The sequence below is a fragment of the Streptomyces sp. NPDC048659 genome (assembly GCF_040650575.1).
Classification (GTDB): domain Bacteria; phylum Actinomycetota; class Actinomycetes; order Streptomycetales; family Streptomycetaceae; genus Streptomyces.
In genome coordinates this window covers 77,620-100,443 of sequence record NZ_JBEZHM010000029.1, presented here as the reverse complement: position 1 = coordinate 100,443, position 22,824 = coordinate 77,620, and the positions used below count along the sequence as shown (strand labels likewise).

Sequence of the window (22,824 nt, the reverse complement as noted above, 5' to 3'; positions counted from 1 at the left end):
GCGGGCGCTCGGCGCGGTCCTCGCCGGTGCGGTGGGGCTCACGCTGCTGTTCGGCGGCGCGGCGTCCGCGCCCGCCCGGTGGGTCAGCGGCGCCAGAACAGGTGGTGCACCACGCCGCTCACGCTCGGCACGACCTCCAGGTGGAAGCGGTCGAGGAGGTCCTCCGGCGAGTCCCACAGCCGGATGCCCGTGCCCAGCTCCAGCGGGGCCACCGCGATGTGCAGCGTGTCGACCAGGTCCGCGTCCAGGAACTCCCGGACCGTCGACACCCCGCCGCCGAGCCGTACGTCCTGGCCCTCGGCGGCCTTCCGGGCCTGGTCGAGGACGTCGGCCGGGTCGCCGCCCACGAAGTGGAACGTGGTCTCGCCGAGGGTGATCGAGGGGCGCTCGTGGTGGGTCAGCACGAACACCGGCGTGTGGAACGGCGGCTCCTCGCCCCACCAGCCCTGCCACTCGTGGTCCTGCCACGGCCCGCGCTGGGGGCCGAACTTGTTGCGGCCCATGATCTCGGCGCCGATGTTCCGCGCGAAGTCACGGGTGAAGTAGTCGTCGAGCCCCCGGGTCCCGCCCGCGTCCGCCCGCATCGGCCAGCTCGCGGTGGCGCCGGCCCAGGAGAACAGGCGCTCGGGGTTCGGGAGGCCGAAGGGGGCCTCCAGGGACTGGAGCCCGTCCGGGCCCGCCCCGATCCCGTCCCTCGACACGTTGAAGTTCATGACGCGCAGCAGCTGTCCCATGTGCCTCTACCTCCGTCGATCCGGTCGTCGGGTCGCCGGGTGGTCCGGCGGATCCCGTCGACCTCGTCGGGTCCGGCGGCTCTCCCCGGATCCCGTCGCATCCTGATGCGGGGCGGTGCCCCACACCAGGACGTCGAACGGGACGCGCCGGAATCGACAGGTGCTACGAACCCGGCGGCAGGAACTGGCGGGTCAGCGTGAACGCGGCCGAGGCGGTGGTCAGGAGCGTGTTGATCCGTCCCAGGACGCGGGCCGTCCGGTCCTGGTCCTGGCCCTCCACGGCCGAGGCCAGGTCGTCGGCGTACTCGCGGGCCCGCACCGCCTCGTCTGGTGTCGCCGTCTCCGCGTCCGCGCGCAGCGCCTCGATGAGCTGCTGGTGGGAGACCTGGGCCCCCACGTTGGTCTGGTTCCCGTAGCCGCCGTGGACGACCGACCCGTGGCCGCCGACGTTCGCCACGACGAATCCGCCGGAGCTCGAAGAGATGTTCACGCCTTCGCCTCCCGTCCAGATGAACTTGCTCTGATACTCGGCCCAGCCCTTGCGCGTCACGCTGTAGCTGCCGAAGCGCCAGCCCCTGACCCTGATCAGGTCGTGCTTGAGGGCCTCGGAAAGGACCAGCATGGCGTCCGCGCGGTTCCAGTCCTGCTCGATGAAGTAGTAGCGCATGTTCACGGGCGGTCCCGGATTGCGGGCCAGGCGGCAGACGGCGCGGAATGCCAGCCCCTGCGACATCTCCAGCCGGCCCGGTGCCAGCGACGGCTCCGGGAGCCTCCATCGGTGCACTCGCCCCCGGGTCCACACGAACAGCGCGCGCAGCGCCCAGACGGCCAAGACGATCAGTACCACGCCCTCGATCGTCACACCTGTCATCCTCCCCCGAGTTGACGTCAAGTCAGAGCATGGTAGGGGGAGTTGGTCTCCATTGGGTCCCCTTGCGACGGCATCGGACGCCCCGTTCGCCGCCTCCCCCACGCACCCCACACCACCCACCCCGCCAGCAGCAGCGCCGCCGCCCCGCCCGCCGCCAGGCCCGCGCGGAGGCCCGGGGGGCGGAAGGCGCAGGTCACCGAGGTGCGGCCAGTGGCGGGGGTGGCGACCAGGCCGCCGTACGCGTCGGCCGGGCGGCCCTCGCAGTGCCAGCCGGGGATGCGGGGGGCGGCCAGGACGACGGTGCCCCGGGTGCCGGGGGCCAGGGTGACGCGGAAGCCGTCCGGCGTGACCGTGGTCGTCGCCGGGACGGCGGAGCGGAGGGCCGCCACGGCCGCGTCCAGGCGGGCGTGGTCCAGGCAGGCGACCTCGCCCCGGTGCCCCTGGCCCGCCAGGACCGGCGCGGCGGGGCGCTCGGGGGTGCCCAGGGAGGCCAGCGCGGCCCGCCACTTGGGGAGCTGCCCGCGCAGCTTCACCGTACGGGCGCCGAGCCGGGCCGTGCCGGTGAAGTCCGGGGCCCACACGAAGGTCTCCGTGCCCGCGCGGCAGGCCCCGCCGGGGGCCGGGGGCTCGTAGACGCGGGCGCCCAGGAGGAGTTCCTGGTTGCGGAAGGGGGAGGCGCCGTAGCGGGGCGGCGGGCCCGGGGGCCGCACCGTCACGAGCGGCGCCGCCGGGCCCGTACGGACCACGGCGCCGTCCCGCCAGCGCGCGCCGACCGCGAACAGGGCGTCCGTCACTGGGTTGTCGAGGCTCTGGAGGTTGCGGCCCCGGGAGGTCCAGCCGCCGCCGAGCGCGCGCAGGGTCTCCGTGAGGGTGTTTGAGGTGAGACTGCTGTAATAGGCGGCGCCCTGGCCGCCGAGCGCCATCGGCTCGTTCCCGGTGACCTGCGGGCGGCCCGAGTCCGTGCGGTACGCGGGCCAGCCGTCGGCCTCCGCGAGCGCCGCCGCCCGGCGGGTGTCGGCCGCGCTCCACGCCGGGTAGTCGTCGAGCCGGGCCAGCCGCTCCTTGTCGCCCCACGCCGTGGTCGCGGCGGCCTGCGCGACGAGGACGGCGGCCAGCGAGACGGCCAGGACGGGGGCGGCGTACCGGCCCCGGCGCGGCACGAAGGGCGCCGCCAGGCCCGCCGCGAACAGCGCCCAGCCCCAGCCGGTCGCCTGCGCGCTGCCCAGCGCGGGCAGGGCGAGGGCCCCGACGAGCGCCGTCCCGCCGAGCAGCGCCCGGCGCCCGGGGAAGCCGTCGGCGACGGCGTGCCAGGCGGCGATCACCAGGATCCCGGTCAGGACGAAGGTCTGCCGGTACGGGCTGCCGTTCGGGGTGGCGAAGGCGTGCCACACCAGGTGCGTCGGGGCCCACTGGAAGGAGAGCAGCACGCCCGCCGCGAGCAGCGGCCAGCGCCGGTCGCCGCGTCCCGCGCGGAACAGCGGCACGGCGGCGAGGACCGGGACGGCGGTGAAGACGAACAGCGCCGGGGTCGAGAAGGAGTACGTCGCCGGCAGCAGCCGCGCCGCCAGGTCCGCGCCGTCCGCCGCCGCGAAGTCCCGGACGACGCCCGGGTAGGCGTACCGGGTGCCCAGGAAGACCGGCAGCAGCAGGGGGGCGGTCAGGCCGGCGCCCAGCAGGACGGTCGCCGCGCCGCGCAGCAGGACGCGCCAGGGCGGGGCGGCGACCAGCAGGACGAGGGCGGCGCCGAGCGTCGCCATGTACGCGGTGTAGAAGTTCGCCGTCCAGCAGACGGCGACGACCAGGACGCCGAGGAGCGGCCGGCGCCCCTCCCGTACCCACACGCCCACCAGGCACAGCAGCGGGAAGGCGATCAGGCCGTCCATCCACATGGGGTTGTAGACGGCTTCCAGCAGCGCCCAGCCGCACAGCGCGTACGCGGCGCCCAGCAGGCCCGCTGCCCACCAGGGGCCGGGGCGCAGCCGCCGCAGCGTCCAGGCCATCGCCGCCGCCGCGCACGCCGTCTTCAGGACGGTGATCCCGTAGAGCGCGTAGGCGAGGTCCGCGCGCGGGAAGAGGGCGACGAGCGGGGCGAAGGGGCTGGTGACGTAGGTGGCGAGGTCGGGCAGCAGGCTGCTGCCCCAGCCGGACTGCCAGTTCAGCAGCGGCCCGCCGTCCGCGCGGCCGTGCAGCAGGTCCCACAGGTGCGCGTGGAACGGCAGGAACTGGTTGGCCAGGTCGTTGACGGCGCGCCGGTGCCGGCCGAACGGAAAGGTGCTCGCGACCGCGTCCCCCGCGCAGACGGCGGCCACGGTGAGCAGGGCGGCGAGTCCGGCGGCCCGCGGGATCCTGATCTTCATCGTGTTTCGAATATGGCAGCGAGAACGGGCGCGAAGGTGTGAAATCGGCGCACCGGAAGGTCAGTTCATTCAATGGTCGCCTGCCGGTCACCGCTCGAATCCGGCGGCGACATCCGCACCCGTTGTCGTGGCCTGCGTGCTGCTCTCGATCGTGGTCCCGTGCTTCAACGAAGAAGAGATCATCGGTCGCTTCCACGACCATGTGACGAAGGAACTCTCCGGGCTCGCCGGTGAATTCGAGATCGTCTACGTGGACGACGGAAGCCATGACCGTACGCTGCCGCTCCTGGAGGAGATCGCCGCCCGCGACCCCCGGGCGCGCTACGTCTCCTTCAGCCGCAACTTCGGCAAGGAGGCGGCGATGCTGGCCGGGCTCCAGCACGCGCGCGGCGACGCGGTCGTGATCATGGACGCGGACCTCCAGCACCCGCCGGAGCTCGTGCACCGCATGGTGGCGCTGTACGCGGAGGGGTACGACCAGGTCATCGCCCGGCGCACCCGCACCGGCGACCGGGTCACCCGCACGCTGACCGCCCGCGCCTACTACTGGGCGATCAACCGGCTGGTGGACGTCGAGCTGGTGGACGGCGTCGGCGACTTCCGGCTGCTTTCCCGCCGCACGGTCGACTCGATTCTCGAACTGACCGAATACAACCGTTTCTCGAAGGGGATCTTCGCCTGGGTCGGATTCCGGACGACGACCTTCGCGTACGAGAATGCGGTACGGGAGGAGGGGCGTTCGAAATGGACCTTCGGAAAGCTCCTCAACTACGGCCTCGACGGCCTCATCTCCTTCAACAACAAGCCGCTGCGGGCCGCCGTCTATCTCGGAATGACGCTGGTCGCGCTGGCCTTCGCGTACGCCGCCTGGATCGTCGGTGTCGCCCTGGTGAACGGGGTGGACACCCCCGGCTATGTCACGCTGCTCGTGACCGTGACGGCGCTGGCGGGGGTGCAGATGGTGATGCTCGGGCTGGTCGGCGAGTACGTGGGGCGCATCTACTACGAGGTGAAGCGGCGCCCGCACTTCCTGGTCAAGGCCACCAACGCCGCCGTCCCGGCCCAGCGCCGGGCCGAGCGGCGGGACGGGCGGCGCGACGAGGAGCTCCTGCCCCGATGACGACGACCTGGCAGGTCGTGCGCTTCGCGCTGGTCGGCGCCGTCAACACCGGCACGTACTACGGCCTCTACCTGCTCCTCGGCCTGCGGCTGCCGTACCTGGCCGCGCACGTCCTGGCCTTCGCGCTGTCCATGGTCGGCTCCTTCTTCCTGACCTCGTACTTCACCTACCGCACCCGCCCCACCTGGCGGAAGTTCCTGCTCTTCCCGCTCACCAACGCCGCCAACTTCGTCATCACGACCGCCGGCGTCTACGTCCTCGTGGACCTGCTCTCCGTGAACCGCGTCTACGCCCCGCTCCTCGCGGCCGCGGCGGCCATCCCCGTCACCTTCGTGCTCTCCCGGACGATCATGCTGGGGGCCGACACCACCCGAACGCGTGAGTCGTTGACCGAAACAGTCGCCTCCAAGTAGTGGCCCGGGCCACGGCGACTGCCTAACATCGATCACCGCACGGTCGTCCCACTGACGCACGACCCACGCCGGGAGGCTCCTTTGCACCGCCGCACCGCGCTCTCCGTCTCCGCCGTCGCCCTGCTCGCCGCGGCCCCTCTGCTGACCGCCTGCGGCAGCGACGCCCATCCCGGGGCGGCGGCCGTCGTCGGCGGCCAGCGGATCGAGGTCTCCAGTCTCCAGGCGCAGGTCGAGGACGTGCGGGCCGCCCAGCAGGCCGCGCCGGAGACCGCGCAGCTGATCAGGGAGACCGGTGACCTCAACCGGCGCAAGCTCCAGGGCATGATCTTCGACCGGGTCGTCGACCGGGTCGCCGCCGACGCCGGGGTGAGCGCGAGCCGCGGCGAGATCCAGCGGGCCCGCACCGACTTCGCCCGGCAGAGCGGCGGCGAGCAGCAGATGGCGGCCGTGCTCCTCCAGCAGCAGGGCGTGGCGCCCGACCAGATCGACGACGTGGCCCGCCGCTCGGTCCTCATGAACAAGATCGCCGAGAAGCTGGGGATCACCAACAGCCCCGAGGGCCAGAAGAAGCTCGGCGACACCTTCGCGCAGGCGTCCAAGGCGCTGAAGATCGACGTCAACCCGCGCTTCGGGAGCTGGGACGACGAGAAGATCCAGCTCGGCACCTACGCCGCGCCCTGGGTGCGGCAGATCAGCAAGGCCCCCGAGCCGGCCCAGTGAGCCGCGGGCCGGGGTAGGTTCGAGGGGTGAACGCCCCGAAGCCCGACCCCGGCCGCATCGTCCTGCTCACCGCCAGCCACCGCGTCGCGCCCGGACTGCTGTCCTGGCCCGCCTGGCAGGCGCTGCGCACGGCCGACCGGGTGCTGTGCCCCGACCCCGGCCACCCCCAGCTGCCGTATCTGCGCGAGGCGGGGGTCGAGGCCGAGACGGTCCGCCCGAGCGCCGAGGAGCTGGTGGCGGCGTGCGCCGGCGGCCGGACGGTGCTGGTGCTGCCCTCGGGCGAGGGGGACGCGGCGCTGACCGACGGCCTCGCGCGGCTGGCGGGCTCCGGCCGGGTCGAGATGCCGGACCTGGAGCTGCTGCCCGGCTCGTACGACCTGCCCGGCGCCCGGCTGCTCGACCTCGTGCAGGTCATGGACCGGGTCAGGCGGGAGTGCCCCTGGACCTCGCGGCAGACGCACGAGGGGCTGGTGAAGTACGCGATCGAGGAGGCGTACGAGCTCGTCGAGGCGATCGAGGACGGCGACCGGGAGGCGCTGCGCGAGGAGCTCGGCGACGTGCTGCTCCAGGTGGTCTTCCACGCGAGGATCGCGGAGGAGGACCCGGAGGAGCCGTTCTCCGTGGACGACGTGGCCGGGGCGCTCGTGGCGAAGCTGGTCCACCGGCACCCGCACGTCTTCGGCGACGAGACCGCCGCGACGCCCGAGGAGGTCGAGGCGCACTGGCTGCGGACCAAGGCCGCCGAGAAGCGGCGGGCGTCCGTGACCGACGGGGTGCCGCTCGGCCAGCCCGGGCTCGCGCTGGCCGCGAAGCTCGCGGGCCGGGTGCGCTCGGCCGGGCTCGACGTGGCCCCGCCGACGGGCGACGGCATCGGCTACGAGCTGCTGGCGCTGGCCGTACGGGCGGAGGCCGCCGGGGTCGACCCGGAGGCGGCGCTGCGGGCGGCGGGCCGGCTCTACCGGGACGCGATCCGCGCGGCGGAGGGCGTGCCGGGGGCGTAGCGCGGGGCGGGCGCTCAGATCTCGCGCGGCGCGCGGGACTCCGGGTTGTGCCAGTGCAGCGGGGGCGGTTCGATGAGCCACTCCGCGTGGCTGTTCGGGCGGGTGGTGAAGCGGCCGACGGCCGGGAGCGTGTCGTGGAAGACGCGGGCCGGGTCGGCGCCCAGTTCGGTCAGCTCCTCGGCGGCCTCGGCGACGAAGCCGGGCGGGCCCGCGAGGTAGACGTCGTGGGCGGGCCAGTGGACGGCCGCCCGCAGGGCCTGGACGCAGCGCTCGGTGGCCTGGTCGCGGGGGCGGCGGGGCGCGGCGGTGATGTAGGTGACGGACAGGCCCGGTATGAGCGCGCGGAAGCGTTCCGCCTCGGGCTTGGCGTACAGGTACTCCTTGGCGCGGGCGACGACGAACAGGCGCCCCTCCAGCTCGGGTTCGTCCTCGGCGGCCTCCTCCAGGAGGGCGCGGACGGGGGCCCAGCCGGTGCCGGCGGCTATGTAGGTGCGGGGCTTGCCGGGCGGGGTGCGGGCGGTGAGCGCGCCGCCGGGGACGCTGAGCCGGACGGTCTCGCCGACCCGCAGGCGCTCGGTGAGCGCGGTGCTCATCCGGCCCCCGGCGACCCGGCTGACGTGCAGGTCGAGGGTGCCGTCGGGGCGGGGCGCGTTGGCGAGGGAGTAGGTGCGCCAGACCCGGGGCAGGTGGAGCGTGCTGAGGCTGGCGTACTGCCCGGCCTGGTACGGGTAGGGGCGGCGGGGCCGCAGGGTCAGCAGGGCCAGGTCCTCGCCGCGGCGCTCGTGGCCGACGACGTCGGCGTCCCACCAGGCGGGCTGGCCCGCCCGCTCGGCGGCGGTGGCGCCGTCCAGCATGAGCTCGGCGACCCGCCCGTACGCCTCGGTCCACGCCTTCTCCGCCTCGACGGTCCAGGCGGCGCCGGAGGCGAAGGCGAAGGCGGCGAGCAGGCTGGTGCCGACGGCGGTGTAGAGGGCGGGCGAGGCGAGGAACTTGCGGTGGTCGCGGCCGAGTTCGCCCAGGTAGCGGGCGAGCCTCGGCTCCTCCAGGTGGGTCACCACATGGGTGAGGGCGGCGAAGAGGCGGTCGCGCTGGGGGCCCAGGTCCTCGGGGAAGAGCTCGCGCATGGCCGGGTTGTGCCAGAAGAGGTGCGAGTAGAAGAAGGTGACGGCGTGCTCGGCCCGTCTCTCGACGACGGCGAACGTGCTTCTGAGCAACTGGGCATCCACGGGGTGAATCTAGGCCACGGGCCGTCACGTGAGGATCACAACCTCGGGGACGGAGGCGGAATCCGCGCTTCCCACGCCCGGCGGCACCTAGGTTCTCGATCATGAACCTATTCCGTAATGAGCATGGCAATCGCGGCTCCGGGCGACATAGCGGCGGGCACCGCCCCGCCGCGGGCCCCGGGCGCCGCCCCGGAGCCTGGCGGGTCTCCCTCGCCGCCCTCGCCGTCCTCCTCCCCACCGCCCCCGCGCTCGGCCTCGCCGCCGCCGCGCCCGCCGAGGCGAGCGGCACCCGGCTCTCCGCCGACGGGCGGCTCGGCACCCAGCAGGTCCTCTTCCGCTCCGGCACCGCCGGCTACGGCTGCTTCCGCATCCCGACCCTGGTCAGGACCGCCAAGGGCACCCTGCTCGCCTTCGCCGAGGGCCGCACCTCGCCCTCCTGCGCGGACCGCGGGCCCATCGACGTCGTGATGCGCCGCTCCACGAACGACGGCCGCACCTGGTCCCCGATCAGGACCGTGCTGACCGGCACCGCGAGCGACCCCGACGCCCCGTACGTACGCGGCAACGCCTCGCCGGTGGCCGAGAAGGACGGGGCCGTCCTCCTCCTCTCCAACTCCGAGACCGCCACCCCGGTCAGCACCCGCCTCTCCTGGGTGCAGCGCAGCGACGACGACGGGCTCAGCTTCGGCGCCCCCAAAGCCATCCCGAGGCTCACCGCGAACGGCCGGAAATGGTTCGGCACCGGCCCCTCGCACGGCATCCAGCTCCAGGAGGGCCCGCACGCCGGACGGCTGGTCGTCGGCGCCTACGAGACCGCCGACGACGCGGCCGGGGCCGAGGACCAGCGAGCCGGCTTCCTCTACAGCGACGACAAGGGCGAGACCTGGGCCGCGGGCGGCACCGAGAACTCCTTCCTGCGCGCCGGGGACCTGCCCGCCCTGCCGCCCGGCACCACGGCCGCCACCCCGGTCGCCAAGCCCGGCGAGCCGGTCGTGGCCGAACTCCCCGGCGGCCAGGTGTACGTGAGCGCCCGCAGCCCCTACGACGTGCGGGTCAGCGCCACCGACGCCACCCTGGTCGAGGGCCACCGCACCCACGCCGTCGCCGTCGACGACCCCGCCACCGGCACCCCGAAGGTGCCGAGGCTCGGATTCACCCGCGGCTTCAAGGGGCCGGACGTCCAGGTGGGCCTGCTCGCGCCGCGCCAGACCTACCGGGGCCGCCCCGGCGACCTGCTCCTCATGTCCACGCCCTCGCACATGACCCAGCGCCAGGGGATGCGGATCCGCTGGTCCGACGACCGGGGCGAGACCTGGCAGGACGCCCCCGGCGGGCAGGTCGCCGCGGCGATCGGCGACCGGGCCGGCTACTCCGACCTGGCCGAGCTGTCGGCGGGCGAGATAGGCATGGTCCACGAGGGCGGCCGGTCCTTCTCCGCCGAGAACGTCTACTTCACCCGCTTCGCCGTCGCCGAGCTCGGCCTGCCCGGCACGTTCGCGGCGAAGGGCTCCGCGCTCCCGGCGGCCTCCCCGGACGCCGGGCGGACCAGCCCCGACACCACCCCGGACGCCCACGACGCGCTCCTCGGCTCCGGCGCCGCGCTCGGCACGGGCGCCCGCTTCGGCACCCGGGGCTTCGGTCAGGGCCTCGCCCTGGACGGCTCCGCCGCCGCATCCGCGGACCTGCCGTACGCGCCGGGGCTCGACCCGGGCGCCGGGGACGTCACGTACTCCCTCTTCTTCCGCTACGACGCCACCGCCGCCACCCCGCAGCAGACCCTGCTGTGGGCCTACGGCGTCGGCGACCCCCGGCCGCAGGTGTGGGTCCGGGTCCAGCCCAAGGACGACCAGGTCATGGCCCGGGTCGAGGGCGACAGCGGACGGCACGTCACGCTCACCCTGAAGGCGCCCGCGCACCCGACCGCGCGGGCCTTCGGCGACGGCCAGTGGCACCACCTCACGCTCACCCGGCAGGGCGGCACCGTCACCGTCGCGGTCGACGGACTCGCCGCCCAGGCCACCGGCACCGACCTCGGACGCCTCGCCCCGGCCCGTACCGACGACCCCTCCGGCATCCGGCTCGGGGACAAGCCCGGCACCGACCCCAACGACGGCTTCACCGGCACCCTCGACGAGTTCCGGCTGTACGGGACGGCGCTGACCGCCGGGGAGCGGGACGCGCTGCGCGGGGCGCGGCCCGAGGACGTGGCCCCGGCCGCGCTCCGGGCCCACCTGCCCTTCGAGGTGATCGACACCGCCGACCCGGTGCCCCTGGTGAACACCCGGATCCAGGACGACGTCTCCGGCCACTGCGCCGACGGCACCGTCCTCGGCACCACCAGCACCGAGTCCGCGGTCGTCAAGGGCCGCATCGGCGCGGGCGCCCTCAAGGTCGGCCCGGACCTGCCCGGTGTCGAGGTGCCCTACGTCCCCGCCGTCGACAACGGCGCCGGGGAGTTCACCTTCGCCCTCTGGTTCCGCTACGACGCCACGGCCAGCCCCCAGGACGCGGCGCTGCTCTGGGCCTACGGCTCCACCTCCGGCAAGCCCTCGCTGTGGGTGCGGGCCAAGCCCTCCGCCGACCGGCTGACCGCGCGCCTGGAGACACCGGGCGCCTCGGTCCCGCTCGACGTGATCGACACCCAGGCCGGGCGGTCCGCCTTCGGGGACAACGCCTGGCACCTGCTCACGCTGACCCGGCGCAAGGCCCAGCCGACCGACACCGAGGCGACCGTCGTCAGCCTCCGCGTCGACAACGGCACCCCCGCCACCGCCGAGGGCCTGACGGGCTCCTTCACCGACGGCATCGCCGCGCCCGAGGGCCTGCGGGTCGGCTCCAAGTCCACCGGCACCGACGTCCTCACCGGCGAGCTCGACGACTTCCGCTACTACAAGCGGGCCCTGACGGCCGCCGAGGAGACGGGCCTGTACAACACGGCCGTCGGCGGATCGAGCGCCCCGCGCGACCCGCACGTGTGGTGGACCATGGAGGGCGGCCACACCGAGCAGCACCTGGTGGCCCGCCCCGCCGACGACCCGGCCGCCCGCGCCACCCCCGACAGCTCACGCCACTGCGGCCACGGCGTCGTCCGGGCCGGCGGCACCGTCACCGACACCGGCGCCAAGTTCGGCCGCTCCCTCGTCCTGGACGGGACGACCGGCGCCGTCGACCTCCCGTACGGCGAGGACCGGGCGCTCGGCGCGGGCGACTTCACCCTGGCCACCTGGGTGCGCTTCCGGCAGTCCGCCAACACCAGCCCGGTGCTCGCCTGGGCGTACGGGGTCGGCACCGCCGAACGCCAGCTGTGGATCCGCGCGATGTCCCAGGAGAACAAGGTCGTCGCGCACGTCCAGACCGACCGGGGCATCACCAGCCTGGAGGCCGTCGCCCCGGCCGGGACGGTCTTCGGCGACGACACCTGGCGGCACGTGGTGCTGCGCCGCCAGGGCGGGACGCTGACCCTGTCGGTCGGCGACGGCACCGCGCTGACCGCCGTGGCGAGCGGCCCCGTCGCCGGCTCGCTGACCGTCGAGGACGGCTTCGACGTGCGCGGCCTCCGGCTCGGCGGGCGCCCCGACAGCACCGGGGCGGACAAGGACCGGCTGACCGGCGCGCTGGACGAGTTCACGCTGGTCCGGCGGGCCCTGTCGGACACGGAGATCACCACCGTGACCGGGCCGCTGCCGGACGGCGGCGCCACCGCGGTCCGGCTCGCCTTCGACCGGCTGACCGCGAAGGGGGTGTACGCCCGGCTGTGACGGAGCCTTGGGGGCGGCGGGTTAGTGTCGGGACCATGTCCGACCGACCCGCCGCCCCCGAGCTCTTCACCTGGGAGTTCGCCACCGATCCGTACCCCGCGTACGCCTGGCTGCGCGAGCACGCGCCGGTGCACCGGGCGACGCTGCCCAGCGGCGTGGAGGCATGGCTGGTGACCCGGTACGCCGACGCCCGGCAGGCGCTGGCCGACCAGCGGCTGTCGAAGAACCCGGCGCACCACGACGAGCCGGCGCACGCCAAGGGCAAGACGGGCATCCCCGGCGAGCGCAAGGCCGAGCTGATGACCCACCTGCTCAACATCGACCCGCCGGACCACACCCGGCTGCGGCGGCTGGTGTCGAAGGCGTTCACCCCCCGCCGGGTCGCGGAGTTCGCGCCCCGGGTGCAGGAGCTCACCGACCGCCTCATCGACGGCTTCGCGGAGAGGGGGAGCGCGGACCTCATCCACGAGTTCGCCTTCCCGCTCCCCATCTACGCCATCTGCGACCTGCTCGGCGTGCCCGAGGAGGACCAGGACGACTTCCGGGACTGGGCCGGGATGATGATCCGGCACGGCGGCGGGCCGCGCGGCGGGGTGGCCCGCTCGGTGAAGAAGATGCGCGGCTATCTGCTGGAGCTCATCCACAAGAAGCGCGCGGACCCGGGCGACGACCTGATCTCGGGGCTCATCAAGGCGTCCGACCACGGCGAGCACCTCACCGAGAACGAGGCCGCCGCGATGGCCTTCATCCTTCTCTTCGCGGGCTTCGAGACCACCGTCAACCTCATCGGCAACGGCGTGTACGCGCTGCTGCGCGAGCCGGGGGAGCGGGCGCGGCTCCAGGAGTCGCTCGCGGCGGGGGAGACCGGGCTCCTGGAGACGGGCATCGAGGAGCTGCTGCGCTACGACGGGCCGGTCGAGATGGCGACCTGGCGGTTCGCCACCGAGGCGCTGACCCTGGGCGGCCAGGAGATCCCGGCGGGCGACCCGGTCCTGGTGGTGCTGGCCGCCGCCGACCGCGACCCGGCGCGCTTCGAGGAGCCGGACACGCTGGATCTGGCGCGCCGCGACAACCAGCACCTCGGCTACGGGCACGGCATCCACTACTGCCTGGGGGCGCCGCTGGCCCGCCTCGAAGGGCAGACGGCGCTGGCGACGCTGCTGACTCGCCTGCCGGACCTGCGACTTGGGGCCGATCCGGCGGAACTGCGGTGGCGCGGCGGCCTGATCATGCGTGGCCTGCGCACGCTTCCGGTGGAGTTCAGCGCTTCCCACAAAGCCGCGCGGGACTGAGCCCCGGGGCGGTCCTTCCCGACGGGCTTTCCGGTGGGCTTCCCGGCAAGCTTTCTGACGGACCGTCAGGAATGTGATCTTCGCGTGATCTCCGCTGCATCGACTTGTGACTCACGTTCGAATGCCGCTACGTTCACCGGCAGTCTCAGCAGTCACGCGAAAGGCAGTCCGTATGCGCTCCGGGAACGGACGACACCGCAGACCCCGTCAGGCCCCCGCCATCGTCGTCGCGGCGGGTGTCACCGGCTCGGCCATCGCCCTGCCGCTGCTCGCGGCCGGCTCCGCCGCCGCCGCGGACGCCCCGACCTGGGACCGGGTCGCCGAGTGCGAGTCGGGCGGCGCGTGGAGCGCCAACTTCGGCAACGGGCTCTACGGCGGCCTCCAGTTCACCCAGGAGGGCTGGGAGCGGCACGGCGGTCTCGCCTACGCGCCGAGCGCCGACCTCGCCAGCCGCGCGCAGCAGATCGCGATCGCGGACCGCGCCTTCGCCGCGGGCGACCCCCAGTGGGACACCTGCGCGCCGATCGCGGGCCTGACGAAGGACGGCCGCAAGCCCGCCGTGAACCCCGGGCCCGCCGCCAAGCCGAAGAGCTCCACCGGACCGGTCGCCGAGTCCAACCGGACCGACGGCACCCCGGCCGGCTCCGGGGGCAGCACCACCACCCCGGCCTCCCCGGTGACCCCGGCCACGCCCTCGGGGGGCACCACGACCCCGCCGGCGACCCCGGGCACCCCCGACGGCTCGGCGACCCCGGACCCGACCGGCACGCCGGGCACGCCGGACCCGACCGGTACGCCGGACCCGACCGGCACCCCCGTGACCCCGGGCACCCCGGGCACGGCCGACCCGACGGATCCGGCCACCCCCGGCTCCGGCAAGCACCGGGGTGACGCCGCCTCGGAGGAATCGGGCAATACGGACGTGACGCCCGAATCCGGGCGCCACGCGGCCCCGGCTGACGGATCGACGGACGGTACGGCCGTCGGCGGCCAGGGCGCGGAGAGCGCCGTCGCGGGGAGCAAGACGGTCAATTCCGGCAATGCGCCCAAGGTTGACGAATACACCGTCAGGCCGGGTGACAGTCTGTCGGACATCGCACAGGAGAACGCGCTGCCCGGCGGCTGGACCGCCCTCTACGACGCCAACAAGAAGACGGTCGGCGCCGACCCGGACCTCATCCTCCCTGGTCAGAGCCTTGAGTTGACGCCTGGAAAGACGGCGGCGGCGGAGTAGTCCGTACCTGAATGTCCGTTATGAGTAAGTGAGACATGGGTCTCTCTTGCCGAACTGGCGTGTCACGTCCGCAAACTTTGCTGAGGTCGCCCCTCACCTGCGAAAACACCCCGCACCGGGGAGCAAGTAGGGGCGATTTCACCGGGTTGATGGTCTTTGAACTTCCGCCGGGTCTATGTCTACGGTCATCACCGCTCGCCACCGCGGGCCCCGTCGACCGGTACGCCGAATCCTGCCGCCGACCGACGGGAAGTCGTCGCTGTCAAGCGCCGAAGGCAGGAGCGGGGGACCCAAGGTAAGTGCCGGCCCCGGCCGTTGAGACAGACGGCCGACGACCGGCTTGGGGTGAAGCCGCGTGCAAGGACACGCGGCCGGGCAACTCACTCGCCCGAACCCGACAGCTCACCTCGTAGGCGTCGGTGAGGAGAATTCCCATGCTGTTTTCCGGCAACAAGGGCAAGCACCGCCGCCCCTCCAAGGCCACCCGCGTCGCCACGCTCGTCGGCGTCACCGGTGTCGCCGTCGCCGCCCCGCTGATGACCGCGGGCACCGCCTCGGCCGCCACCGCCTCCGAGTGGGACCGCGTCGCCCAGTGCGAGTCCGGCGGCAACTGGTCCATCAACACCGGCAACGGCTACTACGGCGGCCTGCAGTTCTCGGCCTCCACCTGGGCCGCGTACGGCGGCACCGCCTACGCCTCGACCGCCAACCAGGCGTCGAAGTCCCAGCAGATCGCCATCGCCGAGAAGGTCCTCGCGGGCCAGGGCAAGGGCGCGTGGCCGAGCTGCGGCGTGGGCCTCTCCAACGCCTCGTACAACGGCGGCTCCGCGTCGACGGGCTCCTCCAGCTCGTCCTCCTCCTCTTCTTCCTCTTCTTCCTCCTCGTCGTCGTCGAAGCGCTCCACCGAGCAGCCGACGACCCGCAGCGAGCAGCGCCAGGCGCCGAAGCCCGCGCAGAAGAAGACCGAGTCCAAGAAGACCGTCACCACGCCCACCGGCAAGACGGTCAAGAAGGGCGACGGCGAGTACAAGGTCGTCGCCGGCGACACCCTCAGCAAGATCGCCCAGGCGCACGGCGTCAAGGGCGGCTGGGCCAAGCTCTTCGAGCTCAACAAGGGCGTCGTCGAGAACGCCGACCTGATCTACCCGGGCCAGCAGCTCCACCTGAAGTGAGCCTGACGACCCACCCGCGGTGACCACCCCGGTCCGGAGCGCCCTTCCCCCGTGCGCTCCGGTCCGGGGTTTCCCCGTCCCAGGCCCTTACCGGTGAGTAGTAAGGGGTCTTTCGTCCCTAGATGAGTGCCGTTGGGACCTTTTTCGTCCCAGGGGGCGGGCGTCCGGCTGGCCGGAGCGCCAGAGCCGGTTAGGCTCTTGTCGCAAGGCGAAACGAGACCTTGCACCACCGCGTCACACCCAGCGTCACATCCCAGAAGGAGATGCTCGTGCCGTCCATCGACGTCGTCGTAGCCCGGGAAATCCTGGACTCCCGAGGCAACCCCACGGTCGAGGTCGAGGTCGGCCTCGACGACGGCAGCACCGGCCGTGCTGCCGTTCCGTCCGGTGCCTCCACCGGTGCCTTCGAGGCCCTTGAGCTCCGTGACGGCGACCCCAACCGTTACCAGGGCAAGGGTGTCGAGAAGGCCGTCCTCGCGGTCATCGAGCAGATCGGCCCGGAGCTCGTCGGCTACGACGCCACCGAGCAGCGCCTGATCGACCAGGCCATGTTCGACCTGGACGCCACCCCGGACAAGTCCTCGCTCGGCGCCAACGCCATCCTCGGCGTCTCCCTCGCCGTCGCGCACGCCGCCTCCGAGGCGTCCGACCTGCCGCTCTTCCGCTACCTGGGCGGCCCGAACGCGCACCTGCTGCCCGTTCCGATGATGAACATCCTCAACGGTGGGTCGCACGCCGACTCCAACGTGGACATCCAGGAGTTCATGATCGCCCCGATCGGCGCGGAGTCCTTCTCCGAGGCGCTGCGCTGGGGCACCGAGGTCTACCACACCCTCAAGTCCGTCCTGAAGACCAAGGGCCTCTCCACCGGTCTCGGCGACGAGGGCGGCTTCGCCCCGAACCTGGACTCCAACCGCGCCGCGCTCGACCTCATCCTCGAGGCCATCAAGCAGGCCGGCTACGTCCCCGGCAAGGACATCGCGCTCGCGCTCGACTGCGCCGCCTCCGAGTTCTACAAGGACGGCAAGTACGAGTTCGAGGGCAAGTCCCGCTCGGCCGCCGAGATGACCGAGTACTACGAGGAGCTCGTCGCCGCGTACCCGCTGGTCTCCATCGAGGACCCGCTGTTCGAGGACGACTGGGCCGGCTGGAAGGTCATCACCGACAAGCTCGGCGCCAAGGTGCAGCTCGTCGGCGACGACCTCTTCGTCACCAACCCCGAGCGCCTCGCCCGCGGCATCGAGGAGGGCTCCGCGAACGCCCTCCTGGTCAAGGTCAACCAGATCGGCTCGCTGACCGAGACCCTCGACGCCGTCGAGCTCGCCCAGCGCAGCGGCTTCAAGTGCATGATGTCGCACCGCTCCGGCGAGACCGAGGACGTCACCATCGCCGACCTGGCCGTCGCCACCAACTGCGGCCAGATCAAGACCGGCGCCCCGGCCCGCTCCGAGCGCGTCGCCAAGTACAACCAGCTGCTGCGCATCGAGGAGATCCTCGACGACGCCGCGGTCTACGCCGGCCGCAGCGCCTTCCCGCGCTTCAAGGGCTGACAACACCTGCCGCAAGGCGCTTCCGTACGTCCCCGCACTCGGTCCCGTACCGTGTGCGGGGACGTACGTGTGAAGAGGGTCGGCAGTGGAAGGGGAGGCGTACGAGATGGCCGTGAAGGACCGGGACCGGTTCTCGACCGCGACCCGGATCAGGCTGCTCGGCGAGCAGACCGCCGCCCGTGTCTACCGCTCCCAGACCCGCCGCCAGGCCCGCCGCTCCCGGCTCACCGGCCGCGCGGCCTTCCTGGCCCTGGTGGTCTGCTCGCTGGTGGTGGCGCTCGCCTACCCCATGCGGCAGTACGTCTCCCAGCAGGGCGAGATCGCCGACCAGCAGCGCAAGGCCGCCGAGGCCGCCCGGCGGGTCGAGGAGCTGCGGGACGAGAAGGCCCGCCTCCAGGACCCCGCCTACGTGCGCCGGCTGGCCCGCGAGCACCTGCACTACGTGATGCCCGGCGAGACCGGCTTCACCGTGACCGACCCGGACGCGGAGCACCGGCCCCGCACCGACCAGGGCGCGACGGACCGCCCCTGGTACGACAACCTGTGGGACGGCGTGGACAGCGCCGACCGCCACTGAACCCAGGACCCACCATGGAAACGCCCCCTCCGCAGACCGCCCCCACCGAGCCGACCGACGCGGACGTCGCCGCGTTCGAGCAGCAGCTCGGCCGGCCGCCCCGTGGTCTGCGCGCCATCGCGCACCGCTGCCCGTGCGGCAACCCCGACGTCGTCGAGACCGCGCCCCGGCTGCCCGACGGCACGCCGTTCCCGACCACGTACTACCTGACCTGCCCCCGGGCGGCCTCGGCGATCGGGACCCTGGAGGCCAACGGGGTCATGAAGGAGATGCAGGCCCGGCTCGCCACCGACCCGGAGCTCGCCGCCGCCTACCGCGCCGCCCACGAGGACTACCTGCGCCGCCGCGACGCCATCGAGGTCCTGGAGGGCTTCCCGAGCGCCGGCGGGATGCCGGACCGGGTCAAGTGCCTGCACGTGCTCGTCGGCCACTCCCTGGTCGCCGGCCCCGGCGTGAACCCCTTCGGCGACGAGGCCCTGGCCATGCTGCCCGAGTGGTGGGCGAAGGGCCCCTGCGTGTCGCCGTGCGGCGAAGAGAAGGAGAGCGCCGAGTGACCCGGGTCGCCGGAATCGACTGCGGCACCAACTCCATCCGGCTGCTCGTCGCCGACGTGCACCCGGAGACCGGCGAGCTGATCGAGCTCGACCGCCGGATGACGATCGTCCGGCTCGGCCAGGGCGTCGACCGGACCGGCCGGCTGGCCCCCGAGGCCCTGGAGCGCACCTTCGCGGCCTGCCGGGAGTACGCGGCCGTCCTCGCGGAGTACGGGGTCGGCGCCGACCGGCTGCGCTTCGTCGCCACCTCCGCCTCCCGCGACGCGGAGAACCGGGCCGACTTCGTGAACGGCGTCGTCGGCATCCTGGGCGTCGAGCCCGAGGTGATCACCGGTGACCAGGAGGCCGCGTTCTCCTTCACCGGCGCCACGGGCGAGCTGACCGGCGACGACCGCCGGCTGGTCGTGGACATCGGCGGCGGCTCCACCGAGTTCGTCGTCGGCAACCGGCACGTCGAGGCCGCCCGCTCGGTCGACATCGGCTGCGTACGCCTCACCGAGCGGCACGTGCGGCACGACCCGCCGACCGCCGAGGAGGTCGCCGCGATCCGGGCCGACGTGCGCGCCGCGCTGGACCTGGCCGCCGAGACCGTGCCGCTCGGCGCCGCCGAGACCCTGGTCGGCCTGGCCGGCTCGGTCACCACGGTCGCCGCCGTCGCGCTGGGGCTCCCGGAGTACGACTCCACGAAGATCCACCACGCCCGGATCTCCCGCGCGCGGGTCGACGAGGTGCTGGCCCGGCTGCTCGGCTCCACCCACGACGAGCGCGCCGCGATCCCGGTGATCCACCCGGGCCGGGTGGACGTGATCATCGCCGGGGCGCTGGTCCTCGCCGAGATCATGGAGCGCGTGGGCGCCGCCGAGGTGGTCGTCAGCGAGCACGACATTCTCGATGGGATCGCGCTATCCGTCGCATAGCGGGCGCCTATGAGCCCTGACAGGGGCCCGTTCGCGACGTGTCGTCGGAAAAGTTCGTGAAGTTCTTCACAAGAGAAAGGGCCCTGTTGGAGCCCCAGGAGGACCATTGGTCCCTCCGAGGGGGTTCCCGGGGCCCTTTCGCAGGTCCGGAGGCCACTTCGCTCGATGTTTCCATCGTGTGAACGCACCCCACGGTTCTGCGTTGCGTAAGGCTCTCCGGGCCAGTTCACAGGGGGTGAACAACGTCCACCGGCACCCCGTGGTTCCTTTGCTGGACCATGACCTGGGTCACGTGGGCGGCGGAGTGTAGCAGAGGACCCCGGCAAGCTTGTGAAGGGGCGCACGAGCCACCCCCCGGGGAGGGGTGGATACTCGGATGCATGAGCACCACGGAGCGTCCCAGGATCCTCGTAGTAGGCGGCGGGTACGTAGGCCTGTACGCAGCTCGGCGCATCCTCAAGAAGATGCGCTACGCGGAGGCGACCGTCACGGTCGTCGACCCGCGGTCGTACATGACCTACCAGCCCTTCCTCCCCGAAGCCGCCGCCGGCAGCATCTCGCCGCGCCACGTCGTCGTCCCGCTGCGACGCGTCGTGCGCGGAGCGGAGGTGCTCACCGGCCGGGTCACCACCATCGACCAGGACCGCAAGGTCGCCACCGTCTCGCCGCTCGTCGGCGAGGCGTACGAGCTGCCCTTCGACTACCTGGTCATCGCGATGGGTGCCGTCTCCCGCACCTTCCCGATCCCCGGCCTCGCCGAGCAGGGCATCGGCATGAAGGGCATCGAGGAGGCCATCGGCCTGCGCAACCACGTCCTCGAGCAGCTCGACAAGGCCGACTCGACCACCGATGAGGAGCTCCGCCGCAAGGCGCTGACCTTCGTCTTCGTGGGCGGCGGCTTCGCCGGCGCGGAGACCATCGGCGAGGTCGAGGACATGGCCCGCGACGCGGCGAAGTACTACCAGAACGTGAAGCGCGAGGACATGCGCTTCATCCTGGTCGACGCCGCCGACAAGATCCTTCCCGAGGTCGGCCCGAAGCTCGGCCAGTACGGCAAGGAGCACCTTGAGGGCCGCGGCATCGAGATCTACCTCCAGACCTCGATGGACTCCTGTGTCGACGGCCACGTCGTGCTGAAGAACGGCCTCGAGGTCGACTCCAACACGATCGTCTGGACCGCCGGCGTGAAGCCGAACCCGGCGCTCTCCCGCTTCGGTCTGCCGCTCGGCCCCCGCGGCCACGTGGACTGCAACGAGAAGCTCCAGGTCAACGGCCTGGACTACGTGTGGGCCGCGGGCGACAACGCCCAGGTCCCGGACCTGGCCGCGATCAAGGCCGGCGTCCCGGCCGAGCGCGCCTGGTGCCCGCCGAACGCCCAGCACGCGCTGCGCCAGGCCAAGGTCCTCGGCGACAACGTGGTGTCCGGGATGCGCGGCTTCCCGCAGAAGGAGTACTCCCACTCCAACAAGGGCGCCGTCGCGGGTCTCGGCCTGCACAAGGGCGTCGCGATGATCGTCCTGGGCAAGACGAAGATCAAGCTCAAGGGTCGTCTCGCCTGGTACATGCACCGTGGCTACCACGGCATGGCCATGCCGACCTGGAACCGCAAGATCCGCGTCTTCGCCGACTGGACCCTCGCGATGTTCCTGAAGCGCGAGGTCGTCTCCCTGGGCGCCATGGAGACCCCGCGCGAGGAGTTCTACGAGGCGGCCAAGCCCGCTCCGGCGCCGGCCGCCCCGGTGCAGGAGAAGGCCAAGGCTTCCTAGGCTCCGCCCCGTTCCACCCGAAAGGGCCGTCCGCCATCCGTGGTGCGGACGGCCCTTTCGCGTGTTTTTCCGGACCGGTCGCGCTCGAACGGGACTGGAACGCCTACCGACGGTGTTCCCATGGTGACAAGCATTTCTGGGGCACGAGATCACGGAGGTGTTTCATCATGGCCGACGCCGCGACGCGGCTGACCGCCCTCGCCGAGGACGCGCTGGGAGTCCCGCTCCCCGTACGCCTGCGGACCTGGGACGGCGGCGAGGCAGGACCCGCGGACGGCCCCGTACTGATCATCCGCGACCGCCGCGCCCTGCGCCGGCTGCTGTGGAAGCCGGGGGAGCTCGGGCTCGCGAGAGCCTGGGTGGCGGGGGAGATCGACGTCGAGGGGGACCTGTACACGGTCCTCGACCGGCTCGCCGGGGTGCTGTGGGAGCGCGGCGGGGAGTCGCGCGGGCTGCTGGAGAGCGCCCGGGACCCGAAGGTCCGGGCCGCCGTCGGGGCGCTGCTGAAGCTGGCCGGGCCGCTCCCGCCGCCGAAGCCGCCGCTGGAGGAGATGCGCGGGCGCAGCGGGGTCCGGCACACCCGGCGCCGCGACAAGCAGGCGATCAGCCACCACTACGACGTGGGCAACGACTTCTACGCGCTGGTGCTGGGCCCGTCGATGGTCTACTCGTGCGCGTACTGGACCGAGGGCGGCTCGCTGGAGGAGGCCCAGCGGGACAAGCTCGACCTGATCGCCCGCAAGCTGGCCCTGAAGGAGGGCGACCGGCTGCTCGACGTGGGCTGCGGCTGGGGCTCGATGGCGATCCACGCGGCCCGCGAGTACGGCGCCCGGGTCGTCGGGGTCACCCTCTCCCGGGAGCAGGCGGCGTTCGCCCGCAAGCGGATCGCCGAGGAGGGGCTGACCGACCGGATCGAGATCCGGGTGCAGGACTACCGGGACGTCACGGACGGCCCGTTCGACGCGATCTCGTCGATCGGCATGGCCGAGCACGTGGGCACGGTGAAGTACCGGGAGTACGCGGACGCGCTGTACGGGCTCCTGAAGCCCGGCGGGCGGCTGCTGAACCACCAGATCTCGCGCCGCCCAGAGCCGGACGAGGCGGCGTACGAGGTGGACGAGTTCATCGACGCGTACGTCTTCCCGGACGGCGAACTGGCGCCGATGGGCCGCACCCTGACGACCCTGGAGGACGCGGGCTTCGAGGTGCGGGACGTGGAGGCGATCCGCGAGCACTACGCGCTGACGCTGCGCCGCTGGGTGGCGAACCTGGAGGCGGAGTGGGACCGGGCGGTGCGGCTGACCTCGCCGGGGCGGGCGCGGATCTGGCGCCTGTACATGGCGGCCTCGGCGGTCTCCTTCGAGCGCAACCGGATCGGGGTGAACCAGTTCCTGGCGGTACGGACGCCGGGCTCGGGCACCTCGGGTGTGGCGCTGCGGCCGAGGGTGTGGAGCGAGTCCGCGGAGCCCGCGGGGGCGGCCGATTCCGCCGGGGCGGCCGGGGGGCGCTGATACGTTCGGGCCTTCGGGATCCGGAAGGAGGGGTGCCGGTACGTACCGGCA

General features: G+C 72.9%; 18 protein-coding genes and 1 riboswitch. Of the genes, 14 read left to right on the top strand and 4 right to left on the bottom strand.

The window, feature by feature from the left end; genetic code table 11:
* Positions 1–83: 83 nt before the first annotated feature.
* The 3 genes from AB0C99_RS22500 to AB0C99_RS22490 all read right to left on the bottom strand — a co-directional run bounded on the left by AB0C99_RS22500 (position 84) and on the right by AB0C99_RS22490 (position 3,962).
* Positions 84–734, bottom strand: coding sequence for a dihydrofolate reductase family protein (locus tag AB0C99_RS22500; protein ID WP_362477705.1), 651 nt, complete (start codon positions 732–734; stop codon positions 84–86).
* A gap of 163 nt (positions 735–897) precedes the next feature.
* Positions 898–1,596, bottom strand: coding sequence for a hypothetical protein (locus AB0C99_RS22495; RefSeq protein ID WP_362477702.1), 699 nt, complete (start codon positions 1,594–1,596; stop codon positions 898–900).
* Positions 1,597–1,622: 26 nt separating this feature from the next.
* Complete coding sequence (locus tag AB0C99_RS22490) at positions 1,623–3,962, bottom strand: YfhO family protein (protein WP_362477699.1); 2,340 nt, start codon at positions 3,960–3,962, stop codon at positions 1,623–1,625.
* Between the two features lie 136 nt (positions 3,963–4,098).
* Between AB0C99_RS22490 and AB0C99_RS22485 the strand changes: the two genes are divergently transcribed.
* The 4 genes from AB0C99_RS22485 (at position 4,099) to AB0C99_RS22470 (ending at position 7,216) form a co-directional block, all read left to right on the top strand.
* A complete protein-coding gene (locus AB0C99_RS22485; protein ID WP_362477696.1) occupies positions 4,099–5,082 on the top strand; it encodes a glycosyltransferase family 2 protein in 984 nt (327 codons plus the stop codon).
* Positions 5,079–5,495: a GtrA family protein gene (locus AB0C99_RS22480; protein WP_362477694.1), complete on the top strand. Its 417-nt coding sequence runs from the start codon at positions 5,079–5,081 to the stop codon at positions 5,493–5,495. Before AB0C99_RS22485 ends, AB0C99_RS22480 begins: the two co-directional genes overlap by 4 nt.
* Before the next feature lie 81 nt (positions 5,496–5,576).
* Positions 5,577–6,215, top strand: coding sequence for a SurA N-terminal domain-containing protein (locus tag AB0C99_RS22475; protein ID WP_362477691.1), 639 nt, complete (start codon positions 5,577–5,579; stop codon positions 6,213–6,215).
* Positions 6,216–6,241: 26 nt separating this feature from the next.
* Positions 6,242–7,216, top strand: coding sequence for a nucleoside triphosphate pyrophosphohydrolase (locus tag AB0C99_RS22470; RefSeq protein WP_362477688.1), 975 nt, complete (start codon positions 6,242–6,244; stop codon positions 7,214–7,216).
* 14 nt (positions 7,217–7,230) lie between these two features.
* Here AB0C99_RS22470 and AB0C99_RS22465 read toward each other — a convergent pair whose 3' ends face one another.
* Positions 7,231–8,442: a globin domain-containing protein gene (locus AB0C99_RS22465; protein WP_362477685.1), complete on the bottom strand. Its 1,212-nt coding sequence runs from the start codon at positions 8,440–8,442 to the stop codon at positions 7,231–7,233.
* Between the two features lie 101 nt (positions 8,443–8,543).
* Here AB0C99_RS22465 and AB0C99_RS22460 point away from each other — a divergent pair, with 101 nt between their 5' ends.
* From AB0C99_RS22460 to AB0C99_RS22415, 10 genes are all read left to right on the top strand, one after another.
* Positions 8,544–12,200 (top strand): LamG-like jellyroll fold domain-containing protein, encoded by a 3,657-nt coding sequence (locus AB0C99_RS22460; protein ID WP_362477683.1) that lies wholly within the window; start codon positions 8,544–8,546, stop codon positions 12,198–12,200.
* 35 nt (positions 12,201–12,235) lie between these two features.
* On the top strand, positions 12,236–13,492 hold the full coding sequence (locus tag AB0C99_RS22455) for a cytochrome P450 (RefSeq protein WP_362477680.1): 1,257 nt from the start codon (positions 12,236–12,238) through the stop codon (positions 13,490–13,492).
* Between the two features lie 172 nt (positions 13,493–13,664).
* The gene (locus AB0C99_RS22450) at positions 13,665–14,726 is read left to right on the top strand and encodes a transglycosylase family protein (protein ID WP_362477677.1); all 1,062 of its coding nucleotides are present in this window, start codon (positions 13,665–13,667) and stop codon (positions 14,724–14,726) included.
* A 257-nt stretch (positions 14,727–14,983) separates the two neighbouring features.
* A riboswitch (cyclic di-AMP (ydaO/yuaA leader) is annotated at positions 14,984–15,157 on the top strand.
* 3 nt (positions 15,158–15,160) lie between these two features.
* Positions 15,161–15,898, top strand: coding sequence for a transglycosylase family protein (locus AB0C99_RS22445; RefSeq protein ID WP_362477674.1), 738 nt, complete (start codon positions 15,161–15,163; stop codon positions 15,896–15,898).
* A gap of 263 nt (positions 15,899–16,161) precedes the next feature.
* Positions 16,162–17,448 carry a phosphopyruvate hydratase gene (gene eno / locus AB0C99_RS22440; protein ID WP_362477671.1) on the top strand — a complete coding sequence of 429 codons (1,287 nt, stop codon included), beginning with the start codon at positions 16,162–16,164 and terminating at the stop codon, positions 17,446–17,448.
* Positions 17,449–17,554: 106 nt separating this feature from the next.
* Positions 17,555–18,025: a septum formation initiator family protein gene (locus tag AB0C99_RS22435; RefSeq protein WP_362477668.1), complete on the top strand. Its 471-nt coding sequence runs from the start codon at positions 17,555–17,557 to the stop codon at positions 18,023–18,025.
* A gap of 14 nt (positions 18,026–18,039) precedes the next feature.
* Positions 18,040–18,579: a DUF501 domain-containing protein gene (locus tag AB0C99_RS22430; protein ID WP_362477666.1), complete on the top strand. Its 540-nt coding sequence runs from the start codon at positions 18,040–18,042 to the stop codon at positions 18,577–18,579.
* Positions 18,576–19,496 (top strand): Ppx/GppA phosphatase family protein, encoded by a 921-nt coding sequence (locus tag AB0C99_RS22425; RefSeq protein ID WP_362477663.1) that lies wholly within the window; start codon positions 18,576–18,578, stop codon positions 19,494–19,496. Before AB0C99_RS22430 ends, AB0C99_RS22425 begins: the two co-directional genes overlap by 4 nt.
* A 380-nt stretch (positions 19,497–19,876) precedes the next feature.
* Entirely contained in the window at positions 19,877–21,262 is a 1,386-nt protein-coding gene (locus AB0C99_RS22420; RefSeq protein ID WP_362477660.1) for an NAD(P)/FAD-dependent oxidoreductase, read from the top strand.
* Between the two features lie 167 nt (positions 21,263–21,429).
* Positions 21,430–22,773, top strand: a complete 1,344-nt coding sequence (locus AB0C99_RS22415) for a cyclopropane-fatty-acyl-phospholipid synthase family protein (RefSeq protein ID WP_362477657.1) — start codon at positions 21,430–21,432, stop codon at positions 22,771–22,773.
* Positions 22,774–22,824 lie beyond the last annotated feature (51 nt).

Coding starts and splice junctions, on each gene's coding strand:
- AB0C99_RS22500 (WP_362477705.1), bottom strand. CDS start 734: ATGGGACAGCTGCTGCGCGTCATGAACTTCAACGTGTCGAGGGACGGG.
- AB0C99_RS22490 (WP_362477699.1), bottom strand. CDS start 3,962: ATGAAGATCAGGATCCCGCGGGCCGCCGGACTCGCCGCCCTGCTCACC.
- AB0C99_RS22480 (WP_362477694.1), top strand. CDS start 5,079: ATGACGACGACCTGGCAGGTCGTGCGCTTCGCGCTGGTCGGCGCCGTC.
- AB0C99_RS22460 (WP_362477683.1), top strand. CDS start 8,544: ATGAACCTATTCCGTAATGAGCATGGCAATCGCGGCTCCGGGCGACAT.
- AB0C99_RS22455 (WP_362477680.1), top strand. CDS start 12,236: ATGTCCGACCGACCCGCCGCCCCCGAGCTCTTCACCTGGGAGTTCGCC.
- AB0C99_RS22450 (WP_362477677.1), top strand. CDS start 13,665: ATGCGCTCCGGGAACGGACGACACCGCAGACCCCGTCAGGCCCCCGCC.
- AB0C99_RS22445 (WP_362477674.1), top strand. CDS start 15,161: ATGCTGTTTTCCGGCAACAAGGGCAAGCACCGCCGCCCCTCCAAGGCC.
- eno (WP_362477671.1), top strand. CDS start 16,162: ATGCTCGTGCCGTCCATCGACGTCGTCGTAGCCCGGGAAATCCTGGAC.
- AB0C99_RS22435 (WP_362477668.1), top strand. CDS start 17,555: ATGGCCGTGAAGGACCGGGACCGGTTCTCGACCGCGACCCGGATCAGG.
- AB0C99_RS22430 (WP_362477666.1), top strand. CDS start 18,040: ATGGAAACGCCCCCTCCGCAGACCGCCCCCACCGAGCCGACCGACGCG.
- AB0C99_RS22420 (WP_362477660.1), top strand. CDS start 19,877: ATGAGCACCACGGAGCGTCCCAGGATCCTCGTAGTAGGCGGCGGGTAC.
- AB0C99_RS22415 (WP_362477657.1), top strand. CDS start 21,430: ATGGCCGACGCCGCGACGCGGCTGACCGCCCTCGCCGAGGACGCGCTG.